The sequence below is a fragment of the Cobetia sp. genome, assembly GCF_983723665.1.
In genome coordinates this window covers 16,864-19,734 of record NZ_CFDJES010000039.1, presented here as the reverse complement: position 1 = coordinate 19,734, position 2,871 = coordinate 16,864, and the positions used below count along the sequence as shown (strand labels likewise).

The following is a 2,871-nucleotide window of genomic DNA, read 5'->3' as shown; positions in this document are numbered from 1 at the left end:
GCAAGAAGGACAGCGGCAAGCGGCGCTGACCTGCTGGACACCAGACCGATCCCGAGATCGGCGTGATGGAACATCATTGAATACCGGCATCGTATCTCAGCGCTACCATGCCCCAGCGGTGACGATCACCGCAGTCGTGACACAAGGAGAGCGACGTGAACGAGAGCAACATTGACTGGATCCTGGCCATTGCCTGTTTTCTGGCTGGCATCGGTATCGGCGCCTTGTGCTACCACCTGCTGAATGCCAACGTGGCCCGCAATCAGAAGACCCGCCAGAAGCTGGCTGAGCGCGAGCTGGAGCTGACCCAGTTCCGCGATGCCCTCAACGACCACTTCTCCAAGGCCAGCGACCTGACCGACCAGATCCAGCGCGCCGGCAATGAGCTGCGCCAGCATCTGGCCACTGGCGCCACCGCGCTGTGCGATGACAGCCAGCTCAAGCGCCGCCTGCTGGACACTGACACCACGCCGGACGACAGCGAGACCGACAAGGTCGACCTGCCGCGTGATTACGCCGACAACCGTGGCACCCTGTCAGAGGACTTCGGCCTCAAGCCGCAACCGAGCGAAGGCGAGACACCGGCTACCAACCCGCCGCGTATCTGATCGTCCTGCTGTCGTGAACCTCTCACGGCATCTGAAAACGACAGCGACAACGACAACGGCCACCTCTCGAGGTGGCCGTTGTCGTTTCCGGCATCAGATGTCACGCCGGATTGTCGATATCCACGAAGCGGTGCTCCACGCCATGTTCGGTGGCCAGCCACTCGCCGAGGGCACGCACACCGTCACGCTCGGTCGCATGATGGCCCGCCGCGAAGTAGGTCACTCCCTCTTCGCGGGCGCTATGGGTGGTGCGCTCGGAAATCTCGCCCGAGAGGAAGGCATCGACACCGGCCTCGATGGCCAGACCGATATAGTCCTGAGCGCCGCCGGTGCACCAGGCAATGCGCTTGATGGGGCGATCATGGCCGGCCACGACCAGCACCTCACGCCCGAGACGCCGGCTGAACTCGGCCCCCAGCGCGGTACTGTCCAGCCCTTCCACCTCAGCGGCCAGACGCCCGACATGCACCAGACCACGCCCGGGCACGCCATCCAGACAGCCTTCACTGACCAGCCCCAGACGCTCGGCCAGCTGGGCATTGTTGCCAAGTGTCGGGTGCGCATCCAACGGCAGGTGATAGGCCGCCAGATTGATGTCATTGGCCAGCAAGGTCTTGAGGCGCCGACGCTTCATGCCGGTGATCTGGGCCGGCTCGTTCTTCCAGAAGTAGCCGTGATGCACCAGCACCAGGTCCGCCTGCCAGGCGAGCGCCTCATCAAGCAGCGCCTGACTGGCCGTCACGCCGGTCATCACGCGGCGCACCTCACGGCGCCCCTCCACCTGCAAGCCATTGACGGTATAGTCCTTGAAGGCCTGCGCCTCCAGACAGCCATCCAGCGCCTTCATCAGCGTGTCACGATCAGCCATTGGGCCTCCAGCAGTCAGAGTCATCGAGTGTTACACTGGCGAGCATTGTAACGGCGCATCGGCGCCATGTAAGCGTGTCGCGCCTTGACCGGGGCCATCCCTTCGCGTGGCACGTGGATCTTCAGGCTACTCATCTTCTATGTCCGCAGCATCGCGTCGGTGCGCGGACTTTTTATCAGGTAATCCGATGCCCCGTTCTCTTCGCAGCACACTGCTCCCGCTACTGTGGCCCGTCGTCACCGGCGTCCTGCTGGCCGTCGTCGTGTTGGACCGCTTTCCGACGCTGGGTCTGGGCGAACCCGCCCCACAGCAGAACGAGCAGGCAGGCAACACCCCCTACCCGAGCCCGTCACAGAACTCTGCCGCCAATCAGCAGGTGCTGCCGCCTCCGAGCCTGACGCTGTCAGCGGCGCAGCGCGAGGAATCGGCAGACCCGGTACTGCGTGAAGCACCGCCGCTGCAGCGCAACAGCGGCCCGGCCAGCTATCAGGCCGCGGTGGACGCCGCCGCACCGGCGGTGGTCAACATCTACTCCTCGCGCGAGATCAAGGACGACAGCAAGCATCCGCTGATGTCCGACCCCTTCTTCAACCAGTTCTACGGGGAAGACGCACTGCGCAGCCAGCGCATGCTGTCGAGCCTGGGCTCTGGCGTCATTCTCTCCAGTGACGGCTATATCCTGACCAACAACCACGTCATCCAGGGTGCCGACCAGATTCAGGTCGCCCTGCGTGATGGCCGCGAGACATTCGCCAAGGTCGTGGGTGTGGACCCGGAATCCGACCTCGCGGCGCTCAAGATCGACCTCGACAACCTGCCCACCGTGGCGATCGCCGATTCCACCCAGGTCCACGTCGGCGATGTCTCGCTGGCGATCGGCAACCCCTTCGGGGTCGGCCAGACGGTCACCATGGGCATCATCTCGGCCACCGGACGTAACCATCTTGGTCTGAACGCCTATGAAGACTTCATCCAGACCGATGCCGCGATCAACCCCGGCAATTCCGGCGGCGCGCTGATCAACACCGACGGCTCACTGGTCGGCATCAATACCGCCATCTATTCGCGCTCCGGCGGCTCGCAGGGCATTGGCTTTGCCATCCCCGCCAACCTGGCGCGCGACATTCTCGAATCACTGGTCGACCACGGGCGCGTGATTCGTGGCTGGCTGGGACTGGAAGTGCAGGAGCTGACGCCGTCGCTGGCGCACTCCTTCGGCCTGAGCGCCCCGCAAGGCGTGGTGGTGGCCGCCGTGCTACGTGACGGCCCTGCCGCGCGTGCCGGCCTGCGTCCGGGCGATATCCTGACTGCCATCGGCGGCAAGCGCCTGCTGGATGCTCGCCTGGCCATGGCCGACATCGCCGCCGTCAAACCCGGCAATGCGCTGGAGTTGCG

3 protein-coding genes are annotated in these 2,871 nt (G+C 64.6%); 2 read left to right on the top strand and 1 reads right to left on the bottom strand.

Annotated elements, in window-relative coordinates:
* The first annotated feature begins 155 nt into the window (after window positions 1-155).
* Complete coding sequence (locus AC4FAH_RS06000; RefSeq protein WP_043332529.1) at window positions 156-608, top strand: Z-ring associated ZapG family protein; 453 nt, start codon at window positions 156-158, stop codon at window positions 606-608.
* Between the two features lie 100 nt (window positions 609-708).
* Here the strand turns inward: AC4FAH_RS06000 and AC4FAH_RS05995 are convergent, their stop codons facing one another.
* Window positions 709-1,476 (bottom strand): Nif3-like dinuclear metal center hexameric protein, encoded by a 768-nt coding sequence (locus AC4FAH_RS05995; protein ID WP_054555098.1) that lies wholly within the window; start codon window positions 1,474-1,476, stop codon window positions 709-711.
* Window positions 1,477-1,663: 187 nt separating this feature from the next.
* Between AC4FAH_RS05995 and AC4FAH_RS05990 the strand changes: the two genes are divergently transcribed.
* On the top strand, window positions 1,664-2,871 hold a 1,208-nt coding region (locus AC4FAH_RS05990), incomplete at its 3' end, for a S1C family serine protease (RefSeq protein WP_490245768.1).

Coding starts and splice junctions, on each gene's coding strand:
- AC4FAH_RS05995 (WP_054555098.1), bottom strand. CDS start 1,476: ATGGCTGATCGTGACACGCTGATGAAGGCGCTGGATGGCTGTCTGGAG.